Annotated in this window: 17 protein-coding genes; 5 read left to right on the top strand and 12 right to left on the bottom strand. The window is 62.9% G+C overall.

Annotated features, from left to right (window positions below; genetic code table 11):
• Positions 1–145: 145 nt before the first annotated feature.
• From aat to DQG18_RS09740, 9 genes are all read right to left on the bottom strand, one after another.
• On the bottom strand, positions 146–790 hold the full coding sequence (gene aat, locus DQG18_RS09780; protein ID WP_116654084.1) for a leucyl/phenylalanyl-tRNA--protein transferase: 645 nt from the start codon (positions 788–790) through the stop codon (positions 146–148).
• Between the two features lie 42 nt (positions 791–832).
• A complete protein-coding gene (gene accC, locus DQG18_RS09775; RefSeq protein ID WP_116654083.1) occupies positions 833–2,179 on the bottom strand; it encodes an acetyl-CoA carboxylase biotin carboxylase subunit in 1,347 nt (448 codons plus the stop codon).
• Positions 2,180–2,190: 11 nt separating this feature from the next.
• Positions 2,191–2,682, bottom strand: a complete 492-nt coding sequence (accB, locus tag DQG18_RS09770) for an acetyl-CoA carboxylase biotin carboxyl carrier protein (protein ID WP_116654082.1) — start codon at positions 2,680–2,682, stop codon at positions 2,191–2,193.
• Between the two features lie 45 nt (positions 2,683–2,727).
• Complete coding sequence (gene aroQ, locus DQG18_RS09765) at positions 2,728–3,162, bottom strand: type II 3-dehydroquinate dehydratase (protein WP_116654081.1); 435 nt, start codon at positions 3,160–3,162, stop codon at positions 2,728–2,730.
• Between the two features lie 101 nt (positions 3,163–3,263).
• A complete protein-coding gene (locus DQG18_RS09760) occupies positions 3,264–3,554 on the bottom strand; it encodes a type II toxin-antitoxin system RelE/ParE family toxin (protein WP_116654080.1) in 291 nt (96 codons plus the stop codon).
• Positions 3,547–3,735, bottom strand: coding sequence for a hypothetical protein (locus DQG18_RS09755; RefSeq protein WP_116654079.1), 189 nt, complete (start codon positions 3,733–3,735; stop codon positions 3,547–3,549). Before DQG18_RS09755 ends, DQG18_RS09760 begins: the two co-directional genes overlap by 8 nt.
• A 67-nt stretch (positions 3,736–3,802) precedes the next feature.
• Positions 3,803–4,234: a DUF4440 domain-containing protein gene (locus DQG18_RS09750; RefSeq protein WP_116654078.1), complete on the bottom strand. Its 432-nt coding sequence runs from the start codon at positions 4,232–4,234 to the stop codon at positions 3,803–3,805.
• Entirely contained in the window at positions 4,234–4,578 is a 345-nt protein-coding gene (locus tag DQG18_RS09745) for a DUF2087 domain-containing protein (RefSeq protein ID WP_157970096.1), read from the bottom strand. Before DQG18_RS09745 ends, DQG18_RS09750 begins: the two co-directional genes overlap by 1 nt.
• The gene (locus DQG18_RS09740) at positions 4,571–5,434 is read right to left on the bottom strand and encodes a DsbA family protein (protein ID WP_116654076.1); all 864 of its coding nucleotides are present in this window, start codon (positions 5,432–5,434) and stop codon (positions 4,571–4,573) included. The genes DQG18_RS09745 and DQG18_RS09740 overlap by 8 nt, the downstream gene beginning before the upstream one ends.
• Before the next feature lie 342 nt (positions 5,435–5,776).
• Between DQG18_RS09740 and DQG18_RS09735 the strand changes: the two genes are divergently transcribed.
• Complete coding sequence (locus DQG18_RS09735; RefSeq protein WP_116654075.1) at positions 5,777–6,922, top strand: pyridoxal phosphate-dependent aminotransferase; 1,146 nt, start codon at positions 5,777–5,779, stop codon at positions 6,920–6,922.
• Between the two features lie 247 nt (positions 6,923–7,169).
• On the opposite strand, the gene DQG18_RS09730 is transcribed toward DQG18_RS09735, so the two are convergent.
• On the bottom strand, positions 7,170–9,782 hold the full coding sequence (locus DQG18_RS09730; protein ID WP_116654074.1) for an Rne/Rng family ribonuclease: 2,613 nt from the start codon (positions 9,780–9,782) through the stop codon (positions 7,170–7,172).
• A 600-nt stretch (positions 9,783–10,382) separates the two neighbouring features.
• Between DQG18_RS09730 and DQG18_RS09725 the strand changes: the two genes are divergently transcribed.
• The 4 genes from DQG18_RS09725 to DQG18_RS09710 all read left to right on the top strand — a co-directional run bounded on the left by DQG18_RS09725 (position 10,383) and on the right by DQG18_RS09710 (position 16,827).
• Positions 10,383–11,615, top strand: coding sequence for an N-acetylmuramoyl-L-alanine amidase (locus DQG18_RS09725; protein WP_116654073.1), 1,233 nt, complete (start codon positions 10,383–10,385; stop codon positions 11,613–11,615).
• 281 nt (positions 11,616–11,896) lie between these two features.
• Entirely contained in the window at positions 11,897–14,305 is a 2,409-nt protein-coding gene (locus tag DQG18_RS09720; RefSeq protein ID WP_116654072.1) for a penicillin-binding protein 1A, read from the top strand.
• Positions 14,306–14,505: 200 nt separating this feature from the next.
• A protein-coding gene (gene prfB, locus DQG18_RS09715) for a peptide chain release factor 2 (RefSeq protein WP_116654071.1) occupies positions 14,506–15,625 on the top strand; the annotation gives its coding sequence in 2 pieces (ribosomal slippage) (positions 14,506–14,574 and positions 14,576–15,625; 1,119 coding nt in all).
• 275 nt (positions 15,626–15,900) lie between these two features.
• Complete coding sequence (locus tag DQG18_RS09710) at positions 15,901–16,827, top strand: pirin family protein (RefSeq protein WP_116654070.1); 927 nt, start codon at positions 15,901–15,903, stop codon at positions 16,825–16,827.
• Between the two features lie 138 nt (positions 16,828–16,965).
• Here the strand turns inward: DQG18_RS09710 and DQG18_RS09705 are convergent, their stop codons facing one another.
• The gene (locus DQG18_RS09705) at positions 16,966–18,114 is read right to left on the bottom strand and encodes a M23 family metallopeptidase (RefSeq protein WP_245958429.1); all 1,149 of its coding nucleotides are present in this window, start codon (positions 18,112–18,114) and stop codon (positions 16,966–16,968) included.
• An 82-nt stretch (positions 18,115–18,196) separates the two neighbouring features.
• A complete protein-coding gene (locus DQG18_RS09700; protein ID WP_116654069.1) occupies positions 18,197–18,658 on the bottom strand; it encodes a peroxiredoxin in 462 nt (153 codons plus the stop codon).
• Positions 18,659–18,686: the final 28 nt, after the last annotated feature.

The raw sequence follows: 18,686 nt of genomic DNA, 5'->3' as shown, positions 1-18,686 counted from the left end.
ACCGCAGCCCCCTCACCCCCAGCCCCTCTCCCGCGAGGGGAGAGGGGGCTCAAGAGCCGAGGAGCCCCGGATACCCTTCTCCCCTTGTGGGAGAAGGTGGGCTTTCGCACAAGCGAAAGGTCGGATGAGGGGGCAGCGATGTTTGCTACTGACCTCTAACCCCATCCCACGCACCAAAATCCCCCTCCATCCGCAACGCCTCAGACAGCATTGCCTCATACTCCGCCCTCGGGACCTCGATGCCGCCGAGCGAGGCGAGGTGGGGGGTGAGGAACTGGGTGTCGAGCAGGATAAAGCCCCCAGCGCTCAGCCGGTCCACCAGATGCGCCATGGCGATCTTGGAGGTGTCGGTCTTGCGGTGGAACATCGATTCCCCGAAAAACGCTCCGCCGATGGCCAGCCCGTAGAGCCCGCCAACGAGCGCGTCGCCGTCGTAAATTTCGACCGTGTGGCAATAGCCCATGGCGAAGAGTTGCGCGTAAAGATCGATGATCGTGGTGTTGATCCACGTCGATTCGCGCTCCGTGCCCGAGGTCGCGCAACCTTCGATGGTGGCCCGGAAATCCCGATCCACGTGGATGGAATAGGGGTGCTTCCTCAAGGTCTTGGCGAGGCTTCTTGAAATATTGAATCCATCGAGCGGCAGGATTCCGCGCAGTTGCGGGCTGACCCAGAAGATGTCTGGATCGTCCGCGCTTTCGGACATGGGAAAGATGCCGGCCTTGTAGGCGCGCAGGATCAGCTCCGGCGTCAGTTCAACCTCGAAGGGATCGTCGCTCCTGCGCGTCATCGGCCTTCCAAAATGAAACGGCCCTCGCAAGGGCCGTCCGGATCACTGCTTGTTGGCTTCGAGGTATTTTTCGAGCCAGTGAATGTCGTAGTCCCCGCTCTGGATGTCCGGCTCGTTGATGAGGCGGCGGAACAGGGGCAGTGTCGTCTTGACCCCGTCGACGATGAACTCGTCGAGCGCGCGGCGCAGGCGCTGCAGGCATTCCGGGCGCGTGCGCCCATGCACGATCAGCTTGCCGATCAGGCTGTCGTAGTAGGGCGGGATATTGTAGCCCTGATAGACGGCGGAATCGACGCGGACGCCCACACCCCCGGCGGGGTGGTAATAAGTGATCCTGCCGGGCGAGGGCGCAAAGGTCTGCGCGTCCTCGGCGTTGATACGCACTTCGATGGCGTGGCCCCAGAAGATGACCTCGTTCTGGGTCAGCGAGAGGGGTTCGCCTGCCGCGACGCGGATCTGCTCATAGACGATGTCGAAATTGGTGATGCGCTCGGTCACCGGGTGTTCCACCTGGAGCCGGGTGTTCATTTCGATGAAATAGAACTCGCCGTTCTCGTAGAGGAATTCGACGGTGCCCGCGCCGGAATATTTGAGCTTGCGCATGGCGGCGGCGCAGATTTCCCCGATCCGGTCCTGTTCTTCCATCGGCACGGTCGGGGCCAGCGCTTCTTCCCAGACCTTCTGGTGGCGGCGCTGGAGCGAGCAGTCGCGGGTGCCCAGATGGACGGCGTTGCCCTTGCCGTCGCCGATCACCTGCACCTCGATGTGGCGCGGCTTTTCGAGGTATTTTTCCATATAGACCGAGTCGTCGCCAAAGGCGGCCTTGGCTTCCGAGCGGGCCGTGGAATAGGCAACCGAAAGCTCGGCTTCGGACTTGGCGACCTTCATACCGCGCCCGCCACCGCCGGCTGCGGCCTTGATCAGCACCGGATAGCCGATTTCGGCCGCGGACTTTTTGGCCTGCGCTTCGCTGGTCACGGCGCCGGCCGAGCCGGGGACGCAAGGGATGCCAAGCTCCAGCGCGGTCTTTTTGGCCTGGATCTTGTCGCCCATGATCTCGATGTGGTGGGCGGAAGGGCCGATGAAGGCGATCTTGTGTTCCGCAAGGATGCGCGCGAAACGCGCGTTTTCCGAGAGGAAGCCATAGCCCGGATGTACGGCGTCCGCGCCGGTGATCTCGCAGGCGGCAAGGATCGAGGGAATGTTGAGGTAGGAATCCTTGGCGGCGTTGGGTCCGACGCACACGCTCTCGTCGGCCAGCCGGACATGCATGGCGTCGGCGTCGGCCAGCGAGTGGATGGCGACGGTCTGGATGCCCAGCTCCTTGCAGGCGCGCAGGATGCGCAGCGCGATCTCGCCGCGATTGGCTATGAGGACCTTGGAGAACATGGACACGTCCTCTACTCGATCACGACGAGCGGCTCACCGTATTCGACCGGCGATGCGTCATCGACGAGGATGCGGGTGACGGTGCCCGCGCGGTGTGCCGGAATCTGGTTCATGGTCTTCATGGCTTCGACGATCAGCACGGTCTGGCCTTCGGAAACCTTCGAGCCCACTTCCACGAACGGCTTGGCGCCGGGTTCGGGCGCAAGATAGGCGGTGCCCACCATGGGCGAGGTGAGCGTTGCCGGGTTCGAGGCAAGGTCTTCGCTCGATGCGGCGGGAACCGGCGTTGCGGCGGGAGCGGCGGCGGGCGCTGCCGCCGGGGCGGGGGCGTGCGGCGCGGCGTATCCGGGCGCTGCGACCTGCACCACTTCCTTGGCGAAGGTGCGGGTGACGCGGATGCGGAAATCATCCTGTTCGAGCTCGATCTCGGCGAGATTGGCCTCATTGACCAGTTCGGCGATGGTGCGGATGAGGTCCTGATCGACCTGAGAGATTTTTGCCATTGTTATCGTTGCTCCACGCCCCGCCTGGCCGGGGACATTCTCTTTCTAGAGGATTTCGGCTACGGCCTCGATGGCCAATTTATACCCGGTCGCGCCCAGCCCGCAAATCACCCCCACCGCAACGCTCGAGACGTAGGAGTGGTGCCTGACGGGTTCGCGCTGGTGGATGTTGGACAGATGCACCTCGACCACCGGCTTGTCCACCGCGCGCAGCGCGTCGTGGATCGCAAGGGATGTGTGCGAATAGGCGGCCGGGTTGATGATGATGGCGTCGGCGGTCTTCCTGGCCGACTGGATCCAGTCGACCAGTTCGCCCTCGTGGTTGGACTGGCGGAAATCGCAGGACAGATCGAGGGTTTCGCACGTTTCGCGGCACAGCGCCTCGATATCGGCAAGCGTCTTGCCGCCATAGATCGACTTCTCCCGGCTGCCCAGGAGATTGAGATTGGGTCCATTGAGGATCAGTACGCGCTTTGTCATGAACTATGATTTTCCGACACCGGTCTTTCGGCTGCAAGCCCGGTTATACGAAATCGAGAGAAATGGCAAAGAAAGAACCATTAGCGGACGATTTCCGGGCGTCAGTCGCGAAATGTGTCGGGAAAGCGCCGCGCAGCATGGAAAATCGCCAGTATTTCGATTCGCTCGCGCAGCCGATAAAACGCAATGTAGGGGGTTCCGGTAATCGTCAGGCGACGCGTCTCGCCATCCGCCAGCAGGCGGCCCAGTTTGGGATGCCAGGAAAGGACGGCAACGGCCTCAACGATACGTCGCACGATGTGTGCGGCTGCGCGCTCGTTATCGAGCGCGATATACGAGCCTATGTCATCGAGATCTTGCAGCGCATCCCGAAGCCAGACGATTTCATTCATCGGGAACGAATTTGCGGATCACCGCCTGGACGTCGGCAGCGGCTACGAAGTGGCCCTCGTCGGCGGCCTTGTGGCGTTGGCCGATTTTCTCAAGATGCCATGCCTCGACGTTTCCGGTCGGCTCAACGGGAACCGGTGAGATTGCGTCGGCTATCGAGATCGGCTTTTCGTTTGTGCTCATAGGTCCATTATCTCACAGATCACCTTTGTCCGCCACATTCGAGCATATCGACAGTGCCTCGTCCGGCTCAGATAATCCCGCGCTCTTTCAAAAGCGCCTGCTCGTCGCCGGCGACCCAGCCGAAGACTTTTGGGGTTCCGTCCGTATCCTGGACGAAATAATGGACCTCGAAATCGATCGCCACCTCGGAGCCGTCCTTGCGCATATAAAAGGCGGTCCATGCGACGTGCGCCACGCAATGATGTTCGTCGATGTCTGAAATGCGGACGTTGCGGACCTTCATCCCTTTCGTTCCGATGGCCCGGTAATGCTCATATCCGCCGAGCATGGCCTCACGGAATTTTTCGTCGTTCTTTCCGGTCATCACCCCGGCGGGTGAGGCGGCTATGAATTCCGACGCGTAGAGGGCGGCGGTTTCCTCCATGTCCATGTCGCCGGCGAGCGAGCGGTTGAAGAAGCGCTCATAGCGATCGAACAGTTCCCGCGCGGCCTTTTCCATCACGCACCGAGCCTTTCCGCCAGTGCCGCCGCCTCGGGTGGCAGGTCCCGCGCCACGCGGCGGTAGATCCGGCCATCGGGCGTGCGGCGCAGGAGGTCCATTTCGATCAGTTCGCGCCTGAGCAATACATAATCCTCGAAATCGTGCCACGTGCGCAGCAGGGTGTTGATTTCGAGTTCATCCATCTGTCCATCGCCCGGCAGTTGCGACCAGATGATCCATAGCGCCAGGTCCTGCTCGGCGCGGCGCGAGGGCCAGCGCTGGAGGCGTCCGCCCGCATCGAAGCACCGTGCGACCCGGTCCAGGCGCCGTGCCAGCGCCTTGTCGGGGATGGCCTCAGCCATCGGTGGGGCATTGGGTGGCACCGCATTCGCGCATGTTGGCGATGCGGCGCGCCAGTTCATCCTTGCCGACCGCGCCGGGGATCACCTCGTTGCCGATGATGAAGGCGGGCGTTCCCGAAATCCCCAGCCCCTGCGCCAGCGTATAGTTGCGCTGGAGGGCGGCGGTGACGTCGTCGGTGTTCATGTCGAGTTCGATCATCACCCGGCTCAGGCCGAGGGTTTCGGCGGCGGCCAGCGCGGTTTCTCCCGTCACCGCGCCACGGGCGGAAAAGAGCGCGGTGTGGAACCGGGCGTAATCGACACCCTGCTTGTTGACGAGAACGCCGACGCGGGCGGCATCGACCGAGCCTTGCGAGAGGATGGGGAATTCCTTGAGGATCACGCGCAGACCGGGGTCTTCCTCGACCAGCGCCATCACGTCGGGCAGCACCTGGCGGCAATAGCCGCAATTGTAGTCGAACATCTCGACCAGCGTCACGTCGCCTTCGGGGTTGCCGAGCACGATGTTGGCGGGGTCGTTGTAGATATCGTCTTCGAGCGTTGTGAGCGCGATGCGGGCGCGCTCCTGCTCTTCGGCGCGCATCTCGGTCTCCAGCGCCACCGACATGCTTTCGAGCAGGCGTGGATTGTCGAGCAGGAAGGTTTCGATCGCGGTGTTGAGATCGGCGGTGTCCATCGGGCCGGCTGCCGGGGCAGGGGCGGTTTCGGCCAGCCGCTCGGTGACGGCGGTATCGATCATCGCGGCGATCTCGGCCTGGGTGGGCCCCGGCGCGGGACGGACCAGCACCCCCGCCACAAGTCCCGCGCATACCGCCGCGACGGCGGCCGTGGTCGCAATGTTTGTCAGGTTCGTCATCGACAGCTCCGAATCGCCTGTGTTTGGCCTTTCCTTAGCATGGGGCCGGAGCTATGCGGGCAAGCAAGAATCTATTGTTGCCGAATCCGTGATGTCGGCTCCGATGGCGGGACAGGGCAATAATTTCCGTAATATTATTTTTTTTATAGAACAAATTACCATATACTTGTATCGACACGGTAATCAATTCTATTTATAAAGCTGATATTAGAAATTAGCCTTTTTGCCCTCTTCCGGCTCGCCGGCCAGCCCGGGATTGGATTGCTCTGGAAAACCGGGCAATGAGCCCTGGACGGGCTGCGCTTTTTGCTCCTGCGTTCCTACCTCAAATCGGACTGTTAGATGACTCTTGCCGCAATCGAACCGTTTTATGCACTGGAGATTCTTGCCCGGGCGCAGATGCTCGAGGCGGAGGGCAGGGATATATGCCATCTCGAACTTGGCGAACCGGGGGGTGCGCCCGCTCCGGCGGTGCTCGAGGCAGTGAGGGGGTGCCTTGGCAGGCCCATGGGTTACACCTCGGCCAAGGGTCTTCCAGCCTTGCGCGAACGGCTTGCGGGCTATTACGGAGAGAGGCACGGCGCAGAAGTCGATCCCGGGCGTATCCTTATCACCATGGGGTCGTCGAGCGGCTTTATCCTCACATTCCTTTCGGCATTTGCGCCCGGCGCGCGGATTGCGGTCACCCGGCCCGGCTATCCGGCCTATCTCAACATTCTCGCCTCGCTCAACATGAGCGTTGCCGAAATCCCTCTGAGCGCGGCCAATGGCTGGAAGCCGAGCGTTGCCGACATCGAGGCGGCTTATGAAAAAATGCCCTTCGAGGGCTTTTTGCTCGCCAGTCCCGCCAATCCCACCGGCGCCGTGCTCGACAAGGAAGAACTGGCGGCGATCATTGCCTGTTGCGACCGGTTGGGCGTGCGATTCATTTCCGACGAGATCTATCATGGGCTGAACTACGCCGGGGGCGATGTCAGCGCCCTCGAAACCAGCGCCGACCACGTGGTGATCAACAGTTTCTCGAAATACTACTGCATGACCGGCTGGCGCATCGGCTGGCTGGTGATGCCCGAAGATGTCGTCCGCCGCACCGAGATGATGGCGCAAAGCCTTTTCATTTCCGCCTCGTCGGTATCCCAGCACGCCGCGCTCGCCGCGCTCGACCAGCGCGTGGTCTATGACCAGCGCCGCGACGACTATGCGCAAAACCGGCTGCTGCTTGCCGACGGCCTCAAACGCCTCGGCTTTGCTTCCGCCGAACCCGCCGATGGTGCGTTTTATGCCTATGTGGACGCGGCGCCTTTCACCAACGACACCATGGACTTCTGCGTGCGCCTGCTCAACGAGGCGGGTGTCGCGGCAACCCCCGGCGCCGACTTCGACCGCGTCAACGGAAGCCGCTACATGCGTTTTTCCTACGCCGGAACGCGCGAAAACATCGAGGAAGCGCTGGAGCGGATGGAACGGTTTTTGCGCTCGGGGGCGTGAGGACGGCGATGGAACGGCTTGTTACGCGGAACTCCCCGCACGCGTTCGCTCGACCTTTTTGGGTGCCGACGCCCGCCTCCATCGAATTTCTTCTGTCTAGATCATTTCAGATTCTGACGCAATGAGCCTCATGCTCCTTTGCTGCCCCGGCGAAAGCCGGGGCCCATGCTGCAAAGTCCACCGTGTTGGATGGTTTGCTGTGTATCCCGGGTCGAGCCCGGGATAGCGACGGAGGCAAGCTGATCGTTTAGCTACCCAACCCCAGCCGCCGCTGCCACCAGCCGGCTTTCTTGGGCTTTTCTTCCTCGCCGGTGCTGGTTGACGAGGTGACGATTTCGTCGGCGGGCACCACCTTCTTGCGCGATCGGGCGGGAGCCGGACTTTCCGGCTCGGGCGCCGGCTCCTCGGCTGCCGGTTCGCTCGCCTCCTCCTCGGCGGGGGCTTCGGCCTCAACCTTTTTCGTCACTCTCCGGCGCGGTGCGCGGGGCTTTTTGACGGGTTCTTCGCGCGCTTCGGGTGCCGGTTCTTCCGCAACGGGTGTGGGTTCCTCGCTCACCGGTTCGCTTGCCGTCTCGGCTTCCACTTCCTTGGCAGCGGCGGGCTTGCGGGTGCGGCGGGGTTTTTTGACCGGCTGCTCTTCAGCCTCGGTCACAGGGGCGGCATCGGCAGGGGGCGTGTCGTCCTCGACCGGAGCCGGTTCGGCGGTGCGGCCCTCGACGGCGTCCATGGCTTCGGCTTCCGCCGAACCCTCGTCATCGCCGTTGTCGGTCTCCATGCCATCCTGTCCGCGCCGGTTGCGGCGTCCGCCACGGCGGCCGCGGCGGCGGCGTTTGCGCGGATGATCGTCGTCGTCTTCAGAGGTGGCGAGGGGAGCGGTTCCCTCCTCGGTATCGCCGCTTTCGGCATCGGGCGTTGCCGCTTCCTCGGGCGACACGGCGTCAGTGCCATTGCCATTGCTATCGCCGTTACCGTTGCCGCCGCGACCACGCCGGCGCCTGCGGCGGCGCTTGCCGTCGCGCTGGACGTGGCTGTCGGCGTCGGCGGTTTCTTCACCTTCGGACTCGGCCTCTCCCTCGGCCTCGTCATAATCGCTCATGGTGGCGGAATCGGCGCGGATATGCTGGACGGCGGCGGCCGAAACCGGTGTGCGGGCCTCGCCGCGTTCGATATTGAACTGGGAACCCACGAGATCGGACAGCGCCGAAATGGTGATCGACAGCCCGTATTTGGCCTCGAGCGCCAGCAGCGTTTCACGCTTGGTGTTGAGGATATAGAGCGCCACTTCGGCAGGCATGTTGGCGTTGATCGACTGGCCCGGCTTGCGCAGCACGTGGTCCTCGATGGCGCGCATGACCATCAGCGCGACCGAGGAGACCGAGCGCACCAGTCCGGTGCCCGCGCAGGTGGGACAGGAGTGGGTCGAGCTTTCCAGAACCCCGAAGCGAATGCGCTGGCGGCTCATTTCGAGCAGGCCGAAATGGCTGATATGGCCGACCTGGATGCGTGCGCGGTCGTTCTTCAGGCAGTCCTTGAGCTTTTTTTCCACCGCGCGGTTGTTGCGGCGCTCTTCCATGTCGATGAAGTCGATAACGATCAGCCCGGCAAGGTCGCGCAGGCGAAGCTGGCGCGAGATTTCCTCGGCCGCCTCGAGATTGGTCTGGAGCGCGGTGTCCTCGATATTGTGCTCGCGGGTCGCGCGGCCCGAGTTGACGTCGATCGAAACCAGCGCCTCGGTTGGGTTGATGACGATGTAGCCGCCCGAGGGGAGCGTCACCTGCGGGTGGAACATGGAGTCGAGCTGCGTTTCTATATTGAAACGCGAGAAAATGGGCGCATCATCCTTGTAGATCTGCACATTCTTTGAATGCGAAGGCATGATCATGCGCATGAAATCCTTGGCCTCGCGATAGGCCGCCTCGCCCGCCACGAGGACTTCGCTGATGTCCTTGTTGTAAAGGTCGCGAATGGTGCGCTTGATGAGGCTTCCCTCCTCATAGACGAGGCAGGGGGCGGTGGATTCGAGCGTCAGGGTGCGCACGTTCTCCCACAGCCGCATCAGATACTCGAAGTCGCGCTTGACCTCGGCTTTGGTGCGCGCCGCTCCGGCGGTCCGCAGGATCACGCCCATGCCCTGGGGCACTTCGAGATCGGAAGCGATTTCCTTCAGACGCTTGCGGTCCGCCGCACTGGTGATCTTGCGCGAGATCCCGCCGCCGCGTGCCGTGTTGGGCATCAGTACCGAATAGCGTCCGGCGAGCGAAAGATAGGTGGTGAGTGCCGCGCCCTTGTTGCCGCGCTCTTCCTTCACCACCTGGACCAGAAGCACCTGGCGGCGCCTGATCACTTCCTGGATCTTGTATTTGCGCTGGCTGCGGCGCGGACGCTCCTGGATATCTTCCAGTGCATCGCCTTCGCCGATCTGCACGACCTTGGGCCTTGCGGCGTTGGGGGCGTCGAGATCGTGGCTGGAATCGCCGTTGTCGCCATTCTCGCCATTGTCGTCGTCATCGTGGTGGTCGTCGTCACCGCCGTCGGCCTCGGCATCGTCGAGCGCGGCTTCCTCCTCCTCGGCCTCTTCTTCGGCTTTCAGCAGGGCTTCGCGATCGGCGACCGGGATCTGGTAGTAGTCGGGGTGGATTTCCGAGAAGGCGAGAAAGCCGTGGCGGTTGCCGCCATATTCGACGAAGGCCGCCTGCAGGGAAGGTTCGACCCGCGTGACCTTGGCGAGGTAGATGTTGCCCCTCAGTTGCCGCCGTTCGGCGGACTCAAAGTCGAATTCCTCGAGTTTGTTGCCGCTAGTGACGACAATCCGCGTTTCTTCCGGGTGGGTGGCGTCCACCAACATTCTTTTTGTAGGCATTTAAGAAAACTCCGCGCGCTCGCGCGCCGATGCCGCGTCCACCATGAAGATGGGCGCCGGCGCCATGCGAGGCGTATGTCGTGTGAAAAAGGACGCCTTGGACGTCCGGGGAGGTTTGGGGTTCGGTCGCGGAGGCATCGAGCCACTGGCTGCGGCACAGAAAATCTGCGGTGTCGCTTCTTGCCAGCGAAGTGCCCATTCGACCTCATCCTCAGAGCGGGAAGGGAAATTCTGCCCTCGCGCCGCTCAAACTCGGTGTCGCACGGCTGGGAAACCGGAACGGTCCTTCCGCGCAACCGGCGGGCACGATACTGAACCCGCCGCGGCCCATGAGGGCCAATATCCTTCATCCGGGCATCTAGCCGCTGCGCGATCAGGAGCAATTGCCACCGGCCTTTTCAAAAGGCGCAAAACGATGCAATGGCCTCGCCGCAAACGATATTCGGGCCCGAATATTGTCCTTACGAGTGTTCCCCCCGATTGGCAATAGGCAATCTGGGGCTGAACATCGGCCCGATGTGGGGAGTGTTTCGTGCCGATGCAAGCAGGCCCTCAAAATGCCGGAGAATCGCATAAGGTGCGCGCCAAACGGAGTCGGGTATGAATTTTGCACCTTTGCGGGCGCTCCTTGTCCTTTTGATCCTCGCCGTCTTTCCCGCCGCGCCCGGGCTGGCGCAGGAGGATGCGTCCGATGCGCAAACCGCCGCATTGCCCGCCATCCTCGATTCGCGCGTCACCTCGACCGCCGAGCGGGCGCGGCTGGTGCTCGACATTACGAACCCCACCGAATTCACCATCTATACGCTGGCCGCGCCCCAAAGGGTCATCATCGAATTGCGCGCCCAGTCCGGGGACAGCGGGGGGCAGGTGGCCGGGGACGGGCTGGTCTCCAGCTATGATATCGCTTCGGCCGGGGCCGAGCGCGTGCGGGCTGAACTGGAACTGACCGCGCCGGCACGCGTGCAGCAATCCTATATCCTCGAAGCGTTCGAGGATCAGCCGGCGCGGCTCGTCATCGATCTCATTCCCGACACGGCTGAAAATTTCGCCGCCAATGTGCGCGATATTCCCGCCGACGAGGCGGCGCCCGTTGCCGAGCCCGCGCTCGACAGCACCGAGACCGCGCCGGGCGAAACCACAACCGCCGAGGTCACCGTCCGCCCGCTCATCGTCATCGATCCGGGGCATGGCGGGGTGGATGGCGGGGCCAAGTCCGCCTCGGGGCTCGAGGAAAAGCATATCGTGCTGGCCTTCGCGCTCAAGCTCCAGAGCCTTCTGGTCGAGACCGGCAAGTTCGACGTTGCGCTGACGCGCGAGAACGACAGTTTTCTGACCCTTGCCGAGCGGGTCGCGCTGGCCCGCACCAACCGGGCCGACCTTTTCATCTCGCTTCACGCCGATTCGTTCGATCAGGAGGATGTGCGCGGGGCGAGCATCTATACGCGCGGCGACATCGTGCTCGACGCGCTGGACCGGGTGCTGGCCGAAAATGAAAACCGCGCCGATCTCGTTGCCGGGTTCGGTCCGCCCGAGGACCCCGCCGTCGTCGACGTGCTGATCGATCTTTTCGGCCGGGAAACGCGTCGGCAATCCTATTCCGCCGCCCAGGCGCTCCTGAGCCAGCTCGAACCTTCCGTTCAGTTGCGGCGCTTCCCCTTGCGGCAGGCCGATTTCTTCGTCCTCAACGCCCCGGACGTTCCCTCGGTGCTGATCGAGTTGGGGTTTCTGTCCAACTCCGACGATACCGAAAACCTGACCACCGACGCCTGGCTCAACCGCGTCGCGGCGGCACTGGCGCGGGGGGTGGCGATCTATTTCGAGGGGCGGGGGTAGCCAGTCCCGGCGCGAGGCTTGACATCGCGCACCCCTCACCCCCAACCCCTCTCCCGCAAGGGGAGAGGGGGGCTCAAGAGCCGAGAACTCCGCAGGGTTCCCTTCTCCCCTTGAGGGAGAAGGTGGCCGGAGCGAAGCGGAGGTCGGATGAGGGGTGCTGCGATGTTGCTTTTGAGCGCCCATCCATCACAAATCTGCTCCCGCCGTCCACAATTTAATCCTTGTCTGGTATTTATGATTCGCAGTCGGCGCCATGCGCCGCGCTTGGGAAATGGCGGTATATGTTTCGACTTTTGAGCTGGCTCTTCGGGTTTGGCGTGTTTGTCGCTCTGGCAGGGCTGCTCGGGGTCGGGGCCTATCTTTTCATCGTGAGCGAGGATCTGCCCGATTATACCTCGCTCACCGATTACCAGCCGCCGGTCACCACCCGCGTCCATGCCGCCGACGGCACGCTTCTGGCCGAGTTCGCCCGCGAGCGGCGGCTGTTCCAGCCGGTCGAGACCATCCCGCCCCACGTGATCGCCGCGTTCCTTTCCGCCGAGGACAAGGATTTCTATTCCCATTTCGGCATCGACGTCGCGGGTGTCATCCGGGCTGCGCGCGACAATGTCGAAGGGATGCTCAATGGCGGCAGCGGGCTGGTCGGCGCCTCGACCATCACCCAGCAGGTGGCCAAGAACTTTCTTCTGACCTCCGAGCAGACCTGGGACCGCAAGATCAGGGAGGCCCTGCTGGCGCTCAGGATCGAGAACACCTTCTCGAAAGACAAGATTCTCGAACTTTATCTCAACGAGATTTTCCTGGGGCTCAATTCCTACGGCGTTGCCGCCGCCGCGCTCAATTATTTCGACAAGGCGCTTTATGAACTGAGCTATTCGGAAGCCGCCTATATCGCCGCGCTCCCCAAGGGGCCGGCCAATTACCATCCCTTCCGGCGCCCGCAAGCGGCCATCGAGCGGCGCAACTGGGTTCTCGATCGCATGGTCGAGAACGGCTACATCACATTCGCCCAAGGGGAGGCCTTCAAGGCCGAGAACCTTGACGTCATCCCGCGCCGGGGCGGCAGCCAGCTTTATTCGGCTGAATATTTCACCGAGGAGGTGCGCCGCCAGCTCGGCTCGCTTTACGGCGAGGATCAGCTTTATGGCGGCGGCATGTCGGTGCGCACCTCGCTCGATCCGCGTTTGCAGGCGCTGGCGCGGCGCGCACTGATGGACGGGCTTATCGGTTTCGATCAGGCTCGCGGTTTTCGCGGGCCGGTGGCGACCATCGAGACCGATGGCGACTGGGGTATTGCCCTCTCACAGATTTCGCCCCTGCGCGACGTGCCCGAATGGCAGTTGGCGGTCGTCCTCGAAATGGAAAACAACCTCGCCCATATAGGCTTGCGCCCCGCCATCGATGTCGATGGACGGGTCGATCCCGTGCGGGTCGAGGCGCAGGTGCCCGGATCGGCGGTGGGCTGGGTCAGCCAGCCGCTGAGCCAGCTTCTGAGCGTAGGCGATGTCATTTATGTCGAGCCGGTCGCCGATCAGGACGGGGTCTATGCGCTCCGCCAGGTGCCCGAGATCGAGGGCGGGCTGGTGGCCATGGACCCGCGCACGGGCCGCGTGCTCGCCATGGTCGGCGGGTTCTCGTTTGCCGAAAGCGAGTTCAACCGCGCGACCCAGGCCATGCGCCAGCCCGGCTCGTCCTTCAAGCCCATCGTTTATGCCGCAGCCCTCGACAATGGCTATACCCCGGCCTCGGTGATACTCGACGCGCCGCTCGAAATCGTCAACGCGGACGGCTCGGTCTGGCGACCGGAGAACTACGCCCAGCAATTTTATGGTCCGCAGACGCTGCGGCGCGGCATCGAGCTGTCGCGCAACGTGATGACGGTGCGGCTGGCCAAGGACCTCGGCATGCCCATGGTTGCCGATTATGCCGAGATGTTCGGGATTTACGACGATCTGATGCCGGTGCTTTCGATGGCGCTGGGTTCGGGCGAAACGACGGTCCTGCGCCTGACATCGGCCTACGCCACCATCGCCAATGGCGGGCGCCGGATCACCCCCACGCTGATCGACCGCATCCAGGACCGCTACGGGCAGACGATCTATCGCCACGACGAGCGCATCTGCGATGGGTGCGAGCAGGCCGAATGGACGGGGCAGGGGGAACCCTACATCATCGACAACCGCGCGCAGGTGCTCGACCCGATGACCGCCTATCAGATCACCTCGATGATGGAAGGCGTCGTCCAGCGCGGCACGGGCACGGCGGTGCGCCGTCTCGACCGGCCCGTGGCGGGCAAGACGGGCACCACCAACGATTACAAGGACGCATGGTTCGTGGGCTTCACCCCCGAACTGGCGGTAGGTGTTTATGTCGGCTACGACATTCCGCGCTCGATGGGGCGCTCGTCCACCGGCGGCGAGCTTGCCGCGCCGATCTTTGCCGATTTCGTGGGGGCGGCCCTGCGCGGACAGCCCGCCACGCCCTTCAACATGCCCGCAGGCATGCGGCTGGAATGGATCGATCCGGCCACCGGCGTTGCTTCGGCAGGCGGCGGGGTGCGCGAGGCGTTCAAGCCGGGAACGGGAGCGAACCTCATCACCTCGGTCATCGGCGTGCACTCGGCGGCGTTCGAGAATATCCAGGGCGGGAATTCCCAGGGGTTTGTCACTGGGACGGGAGCGTTGTGGTAGGCATCGTCACCCCCTCCCAACCTCCTCACAAGGGGGGAGGTGCTGGCTTGGAGCGTATGGGACAACCACGCAAAGGAAGCACCCTCCCCTTGATGGGGAGGGTTGGGGAGGGGTGAAGCCACACGCACGGATGCTGGCAGTTGATCCTCCCGCCATTTCCCATTAAGTCACAGCCGCATCTCTTGAAAAGTGGAAGAACAATGCGAGCGGAAACGCAAAAGACCGTCGATCACATCAAGCAGGCCATAAGCCTGCTGAGGAGGCATCTTTGACTGGGATACGGCCCAGCGAAGACTAGACGCCCTCAACGCCCGATCGGAATCGGGCGACCTCTGGAACGATCCTGAAGCCGCCCAGCAGGTGATGCGCGAGCGCCAGTCGCTCGAAGACGCCATCGCCAGCGTCAAGGCGCTCGAATCGGGCATTGCCGACAATGTGGAACTGATCGAACTTGGCGAGGCCGAAGGCGATAGCGAAATCGTCGCCGAGGCGGAGGCCGCGCTTGCCGAGTTGCGTGAAACCGCCGCGCGTATGCGCGTCGAGACGCTGCTTTCGGGCGAAGCGGATTCCAATGACTGCTATCTGGAAGTCCATGCCGGGGCCGGGGGCACCGAGAGCCAGGACTGGGCGCAGATGCTGTTCCGCATGTACACGCGCTGGGCCGAACGGCGCGGGTTCAAGGTCGAGACCTATGAATATACCGCCGGTGAAGAAGCGGGCATCAAGGGCGCGACCATTCTGGTCAAGGGCCACAACGCCTATGGCTGGCTCAAGACCGAGAGCGGGGTGCATCGCCTCGTGCGCATCTCGCCCTATGATAGCCAGGCCCGCCGCCATACCAGCTTTTCGAGCGTCTGGGTCTATCCGGTGATCGATGATTCCATCGATATCGATGTGAGCGAAGCCGATGTGCGCATCGATACCTACCGCGCCTCCGGTGCGGGCGGACAGCACGTCAACACCACCGATTCGGCGGTGCGCATCACCCATATCCCCACCGGTATCGTCGTCCAGTGCCAGAACGAGCGCTCCCAGCACAAGAACCGCGCGCAGGCCTGGGACATGCTGCGGGCGCGGCTTTATGAACTCGAGCTGCAAAAGCGCGAGGAAGCGGCCAACGCCGAGGCGGCCTCCAAGACCGACATCGGCTGGGGCCACCAGATCCGCTCCTACGTCCTGCAACCCTACCAGCTCGTGAAGGACCTCCGCACGCAGGTGGAAAGCACCGCGCCTTCGGATGTGCTCGATGGCGACCTCGACAAGTTCATGGAGGCCTCGCTGGCGCAGCGGGTGGGGGCTGAGACGGGGGAAGAAGGGTAGCTCGGCCTTTCCGGCTTTTGGCAAGCATCGCACCCCCTCACCCCCAACCCCTCTCCCACGAGGGGAGAGGGGGCTCAAGAGCCGAAACATCCGCAGGGTTCCCCTTCTCCCCTTGTGGGATTGAGGAATGTCCCGAAGGGCAAATCGCTCCGGTGGAGCGATTTGAATGACGAAAGTGGCCGGAGCGAAGCGAAAGGTCGGATGAGGGGGCCAGCGATGCTGGCTGGTACACGCTGAGGTGTCGGGGTATGCTCCAACACCTACAGGAGCCCCCCATGAGCTGGATGCCAGACCGCGATCCCATCCTCGGCGACAAGCAGAGCTGCGATGCGCTCGAACTCGTCGTCGTGCCGCGCACGCGCGATCTTGGCGAAGGGTTCGCCGTGCGCCGCGCGCTGCCGCATGGCAAGAAGCAGATGGTGGGGCCGTTCATATTCTTCGATCATTTCGGCCCGGTGCAGTTCGTGGCCGGGCAGGGGATGGACGTGAAGCCCCATCCCCATATCGGGCTGGCCACCGTCACCTATCTTTTCGACGGCAGGGTCATGCACCGCGACAGTGAGGGCAATATCCAGGCTATCGAGCCCGGCGCCATGAACCTCATGACGGCGGGCAGCGGGATTTCCCATTCCGAGCGCACGCCCGAGGTCGAGCGGGCCACCGGCCATAAGCTGCTGGGCCTCCAAAGCTGGATCGCCTTGCCCAAGGGCCAGGAAGAGATCGCGCCGAGTTTCCAGCATTTTTCCTCCACCGATCTGCCCGTCGTTGCAGACAATGGCCTCAACGCCCGCGTCATCGCCGGAAAGGCATTCGGCAAGCGCGCCAGTGTTTCGATGGTTTCGGACTGGTTCTATGTCGAGGTGACGCTGGCCGAGGGCCTTTCCGCCCCGCTCGATGCCGATTACGAGGAGCGGGCCATCTATCTCGTCGAGGGCGCGATCGATATCGCAGGGGACGTGTTCGAGGCGCCGCGTCTCCTCGTCTTCCGCCCCGGCGATGCCATTACCGTCACCGCCGTGCGCCCGAGCCGGATGATGTTTCTGGGCGGCACCGCGCTCGAGGGGCCGCGCTATATCTGGTGGAATTTCGTCTCGTCCAGCAGGGAGCGCATTGAGGAGGCCAAGGAGGACTGGAAGATGGCCCGGTTCGGCGCCGTGCCCGACGAAACCGAAGTCATCCCGCTGCCCGACGCTTCGTTCTGATTTTCTCGACTTATCCCCGCTTTCACGATCCGGGATAGCGTGGGCATAGGAAAATCAATGACTTGGCTGGGAGGGGAGCGGAAATTTTGACTGAACGAATTGAACGAAAATCGTTTTCTCGTTCAATTTGGAGCGTTCTCAGAAGAATTTGGCGAGGGTTCGCCCGGCGGTGATGAAACGGCTGGGGTCGACGGCGCTGCCGCCGCGCCGGACCTCGAAATGAAGGTGCGGGCCGGTCGACCGGCCCGTCGATCCGGCAAGCCCGATCCGCTCTCCGCCCCTGATCGACTGTCCCTCATGCACGTTGATCGCGCTCATATGGGCGTAGCGCGAGACCAGCCCGTTGCCGTGGTCTATATCCACCATCTTGCCGTAGCCGCCATTGGTGCCCGCATAGGTGACGGTGCCCTTGGCGGCGGCGAGGATCGGGGTGCCGGTCGGCGTGCGGAAGTCTATGCCGGAATGAAAGGCCGTGCGCTTGAGGAACGGGTCCATGCGGTTGCCGAAATTGGAACTCATGGAGAGGTTTCCGGCGACCGGGCGCTGGACAGGGGTGATCATCAGGGTCTGGCGCGCTGACTGGAACCGGGCCAGCGCCGAAGCCACCGCATTGGCTTCCTCGATGATGGAAAGCTCGCCCATGCCATCGGCGGGGATGAACGGGCCGCCGATTCCCTCGTCTCGAGGCATGGAGGGGCGGACGCCGAGGGTTTCCAGCGTGCCCACGATCTCCTGCGTCGAGAGCGTTGCCGCATCGGAAAGCGAGGCAAGAGCCATGCGGGTTTCTTCCTGCATGGCGATGAGGTTCTGGGCCAGCACTGCCGTATCGCCGGTTTCGGCGGGCGCCAGGCCGCCGATGGCGCCGGTAACGATATCGGTATCGACGGGCGCGCTTGTGCCGCCCATGGCGATGCCCATGTCGCGGGCCATGTCGGCCAGCGCGCGAACATATTCGTGCTGTTCTGCAAGGATTTCCTGCTGTTGCACCAGTTCGTGCATCTGCAGGTTCATGTCGCCCATCTGGGCGTATTGGCGCGAATGGAGGCGGTCGACCTCAAGCCTTAGCTGGACGATGCGCTGCTCATAGGCGGTGATGATCGCCGAGTTGTCCTCGCGCAGCAGGTCGTTGATCTCGGGAGTATAATAGAATGCGATGCCGGTCACGGCGTTCGTGCCGAGCAGCAGCGCGAAAAGCGCATAGAACAGGAAACCGGATTTATGCGGCCCTCGTTGCGGGCTTTTGGGTTTTGCCCGCCCAAACCCGCTCTGCGCTTCCCCGGAACGCACCTGACGCTTCCCCCAAAATACAGGCGGCTTCTGCCGAAAGATGACCAGGGGAAACTATGCGGGCTCATGGTTAACAAAGCCTTCAGCCCAGCGCTTTCAGGACTCGTTCCACGTGCCCCTTGGCGCGGATATTGCGCCAGATTTCCGTGAGCTTGCCGTCCGGTCCCACAAGAAAGGTCGAGCGGATGAGGCCCATATAGGTGCGGCCATAATTGCGCTTTTCGCCCCAGACACCGTAGGCGCCGATCGCGACGTGATCGGGGTCCGAGAGAAGAATCGGGGAGAGCTGGTAGGTCGTTCTGAACTTCGCCAGTTTTTCGATGCTATCCGGGGAGATGCCGACCAGCACGATGTCTTTTTCGGCAAAGGCGGGGGCGTGGGTTGTGAAGCCGATATTCTGGTCGTTGCAGGCCGGCGTATCGGCTTGCGGATAGAAATAGAGCAGCACCGACCGGCCGCGATGGGCGGAAAGCGTGAAATGGCTTCCATCGTCAGTGGGGAGCGTGAAATCGGGGGCGGCATCGCCTTTGGCCAGCACAATCATGAAAATGGCATCCTTATGCGAAATTCGT

The organism is Pelagibacterium sediminicola (assembly GCF_003390885.1).
In the GTDB taxonomy this organism is placed as follows: domain Bacteria; phylum Pseudomonadota; class Alphaproteobacteria; order Rhizobiales; family Devosiaceae; genus Pelagibacterium; species Pelagibacterium sediminicola.
Note: the sequence above shows the minus strand (reverse complement) of the source record. Positions and strands in the feature narration are given on the sequence as shown.

What these genes read in the sequence shown, in the direction of transcription:
- DQG18_RS09710 (WP_116654070.1), top strand. Translation starts at nt 15,901, where the DNA reads ATGAGCTGGATGCCAGACCGCGATCCCATCCTCGGCGACAAGCAGAGC.
- DQG18_RS09720 (WP_116654072.1), top strand. Translation starts at nt 11,897, where the DNA reads ATGTTTCGACTTTTGAGCTGGCTCTTCGGGTTTGGCGTGTTTGTCGCT.
- DQG18_RS09745 (WP_157970096.1), bottom strand. Translation starts at nt 4,578, where the DNA reads ATGGCTGAGGCCATCCCCGACAAGGCGCTGGCACGGCGCCTGGACCGG.
- DQG18_RS09760 (WP_116654080.1), bottom strand. Translation starts at nt 3,554, where the DNA reads ATGAATGAAATCGTCTGGCTTCGGGATGCGCTGCAAGATCTCGATGAC.
- accC (WP_116654083.1), bottom strand. Translation starts at nt 2,179, where the DNA reads ATGTTCTCCAAGGTCCTCATAGCCAATCGCGGCGAGATCGCGCTGCGC.
- DQG18_RS09755 (WP_116654079.1), bottom strand. Translation starts at nt 3,735, where the DNA reads ATGAGCACAAACGAAAAGCCGATCTCGATAGCCGACGCAATCTCACCG.
- accB (WP_116654082.1), bottom strand. Translation starts at nt 2,682, where the DNA reads ATGGCAAAAATCTCTCAGGTCGATCAGGACCTCATCCGCACCATCGCC.
- aroQ (WP_116654081.1), bottom strand. Translation starts at nt 3,162, where the DNA reads ATGACAAAGCGCGTACTGATCCTCAATGGACCCAATCTCAATCTCCTG.
- DQG18_RS09700 (WP_116654069.1), bottom strand. Translation starts at nt 18,658, where the DNA reads ATGATTGTGCTGGCCAAAGGCGATGCCGCCCCCGATTTCACGCTCCCC.
- DQG18_RS09725 (WP_116654073.1), top strand. Translation starts at nt 10,383, where the DNA reads ATGAATTTTGCACCTTTGCGGGCGCTCCTTGTCCTTTTGATCCTCGCC.
- DQG18_RS09750 (WP_116654078.1), bottom strand. Translation starts at nt 4,234, where the DNA reads ATGGAAAAGGCCGCGCGGGAACTGTTCGATCGCTATGAGCGCTTCTTC.
- DQG18_RS09735 (WP_116654075.1), top strand. Translation starts at nt 5,777, where the DNA reads ATGACTCTTGCCGCAATCGAACCGTTTTATGCACTGGAGATTCTTGCC.
- DQG18_RS09730 (WP_116654074.1), bottom strand. Translation starts at nt 9,782, where the DNA reads ATGCCTACAAAAAGAATGTTGGTGGACGCCACCCACCCGGAAGAAACG.
- DQG18_RS09740 (WP_116654076.1), bottom strand. Translation starts at nt 5,434, where the DNA reads ATGACGAACCTGACAAACATTGCGACCACGGCCGCCGTCGCGGCGGTA.
- aat (WP_116654084.1), bottom strand. Translation starts at nt 790, where the DNA reads ATGACGCGCAGGAGCGACGATCCCTTCGAGGTTGAACTGACGCCGGAG.